The sequence below is a fragment of the Bacillus sp. AY2-1 genome (genome assembly GCF_008368965.1).
In the GTDB taxonomy this organism is placed as follows: Bacteria; Bacillota; Bacilli; order Bacillales; family Bacillaceae_G; genus Bacillus_A; species Bacillus_A thuringiensis_S.
The window spans coordinates 1-3,042 of record NZ_QPEL01000307.1 but is presented as its reverse complement, the minus strand read 5'-3'; the positions used below and the strand labels follow the sequence as shown (position 1 = coordinate 3,042).

The following is a 3,042-nucleotide window of genomic DNA, read 5'->3' as shown; positions in this document are numbered from 1 at the left end:
TTTTTAAACAACTTTATTATTTTTTAAATGACTTTATTATCAATTCAACAACTTTATTGTCATTAAACATAAAATATATGAGATAACTTGAAATTTACATTTGTTTTATAGTTAAAATATTTATCCATTTTAAATGAACCACTTTTTCCAATCTCTAATGATTTTTCGAAATTCATCTTAATCCATAATAAGTTGTTTAATATGGAATTGCTATCTTCTTCTATCTGCAGATAGTCTTCACCATGTTTAAGTATACGATCATCGTTTCGGTGATTCGTTGAAACTAAGATACACCCTGTCGCCATTGCATCAGCTGCAGCAGTAGTTGGAAATCCATCAATAGCAAAGTTATCTTTTGTACTACAACAAATAAATATATGAGATTGTTCATATAAGTGTTTTAGTTTTTCGAAATCTAATATGCCCCAAAAAGTATAATTCTTGTTTGTTAATAGATATAAACTATCTTCCCAGTTTCCTACAATATGTAAATGAAATTGATTATCAAGCTTATTAAACGCTTGCGCTAATAAAGGAAATCCTTTTCTTTCTGCATTGTGAGCCACAAATATTATCTGTATTGGCTTAGAAATAACCTTTTGATTGTAATGATAAAAATCTGTATTAATCACTCCTGGAACATAAATACTATTTGGGATAGTATTTAATACTTCATTTGCACTAGAGAATACTGTTTTACAATGTTTAGATACTATATTTAAAAATTCAACAGAAGTATAAGGATCTAATCCCCCTCCTGGATATACTGTAGTGTGAAGGTCAATATGATTTTCCATTAAAAAAGTAGCTATATCAAGTTTAGGATTTGCTCCTGGCATTTGTGTTCCGTCAGGTAGATAACAAATACCTAATAAACTCAACACGAAATTTAAAAAAACACAATATATCTCGGTAATTCCTTCTTCTTTCGCTATCTTATTGAATAATTGAAAATCATAAACTTTGGTCGGGAAATCATCTGTATATACCTCAGTAGCAAAGAAAAGAGTATCGGGTCGTTCTTTATAGATTTGGTAATTCTCCCAATAACGAAATCCACTTAACTTCCAAGGGAATTTGGTATCAATTACCGCAAGACGTCTTTGAGATTTATTTTTCATTTTTAACCACTCACTTCCATCTTCTCTCTTGCAACCGCAAATAAAATTGTTTCTTGAGCATAGATAGTATAGTGGCCTAAATAAAATTGATATCCCAATTTTAAATCATTAATAAATTTCATAACATTAACAAAATCACTGATTTGATGATAAATCGCAATAGCAAGCGTAGGGCGGAATGTAGTTATAGAATGGATAGCGCCTTTTAATGCATTCATTTCAGCACCTTCAATATCCATTTTAATAAAATCCAATTTATGAAGTTTTTGTTCTATTACCATATTATCTATGGTGATGGTACTAACTTTATCTGTAACACCTGATTCTTCAGAAAATGAAACAAAACTTGCAGCACCTTGATCTTTATAATATAGCAAAGTATTTGAATCATTCCAAAGAGGGTGTTTAACAATTGTAATATGCTTTTGAAGTGTTTCATTTAAATTGATGTTTTTAGACATAATTTCTAAATTGCTTGGGATAAATTCAATTGTATAAACATGGCCCGTTTCTCCTACTTCATGAGCGAAATAAAGCGCAGTATCCCCAAAACATCCACCTGCGTCAATAACGATGTCTCCTTCTTTTACTTTTATTGCGGGTGAAATTTTATTATATTCATACTGCTTATCTAAAAAAGTCGCACTAATTCCCATCGGAACATAAAATAATTGCAACTTATACTTTAAGGGAGTTAACTCAAACAATTGTAGCGTCCAGTTATGATAATTAGTTTGAAGTGTTTCTGTAGAATGGATGAGATTTTGAATAGATTTTCTCTGATTCCAATAATCAAGAGTATTTAAAGGCAACTTGACTTTATGATTTCCTAATAATCGAAATGCCAAGAGTTTGATTAATAACTCTTTGGAAAAGGGGTCGCTCAAATTGAAGTATAGTTCTTCAAGTCCTTGTAGGTGCTTCATAATTTCTTCTTTTTCATTATGGATATTTACAACAATTGAATCAATGGTGGGACGAACATGCATAAGTTCAAATAACTGTATATCGATATTATAGTAATAATGGTTCTTTAAGCAATTAAGAAGTTCCATTAAAAGTGTATCTAAAAAACCAGAAGTAGACTGCATATTATCATTATTGTTAATCTGGATTGCATGTTCTGCTAAAAACAATAATTGATTTGCTTTGTTGGATAAATCAATATTGTTAGTCATTTTCATGACATAGGATAAATAATTTGCTGCTAAATATAGTCGCCCACTAGAGTAGTAAATCTCACCTAGCTTTAATAATGTCTCAGGATCATTTATATTTGCAATTAAAAGTGTTTTTAACTCTAACTCCAGTAAATTTGTTTCATGTTCCATTTTTAAAGTTACCACCCTTCTTTTAACATAAATTATATTTTACTTTTTCCGGATACTTAAATATACGTATATTGAATTCACTTCTTATGGCTGTTGTTATTTGAGACACCGTTATAAGATATTATCTGCAACTAAAAAATAGAAGCTTATATTACAGAAATTTATATCATCTCGCTAGAAAGAACGTCTGTACAAAGGTAAATTTCAACTCTTTACATATCAAAATAAATTCGAGTAACAAACAATTTTTTGTTACTCGAATGTTATAAGATGATACAATCGAGAAATTTATAAAAAAGCGCCCTCCCTTTCTATTTAGCCTATATAGAAAAAATAACGTTTTTTACTTTGTAATAATGGAAATGTTTAAGAGGATAGCAAATATATTATAGCTCTCTTAATAAAAAAAAGATTACATATAAACTTGCCAGAAATTAAAGCCTAACCTTGCTGGAAATCACATGTTATTAAGAAGATTTCGTTGATTATTTAAACGAAAAGGAAACCTAGCTTTGCCTCAAGTACAAAAATACTAATAGTCTATCTCAAATTTTTAGAATTTGATAGAAGCACCACCACTGCCTATCAAC

The 3,042-nt window shown here is 29.6% G+C and carries 2 protein-coding genes; both read right to left on the bottom strand.

Features of this window, described 5'->3' with window-relative positions; genetic code table 11:
- Positions 1–62 precede the first annotated feature (62 nt).
- Positions 63–881, bottom strand: a complete 819-nt coding sequence (locus DN403_RS30700) for a glycosyltransferase (protein WP_149186123.1) — start codon at positions 879–881, stop codon at positions 63–65.
- Positions 882–1,123: 242 nt separating this feature from the next.
- Entirely contained in the window at positions 1,124–2,452 is a 1,329-nt protein-coding gene (locus tag DN403_RS30690) for an FkbM family methyltransferase (RefSeq protein ID WP_149186122.1), read from the bottom strand.
- Between the last annotated feature and the right edge of the window lie 590 nt (positions 2,453–3,042).

Bases quoted from the DNA above. Each gene is read 5' to 3' on its own strand.
- DN403_RS30690 (WP_149186122.1), bottom strand. From the start codon at position 2,452: ATGGAACATGAAACAAATTTACTGGAGTTAGAGTTAAAAACACTTTTA.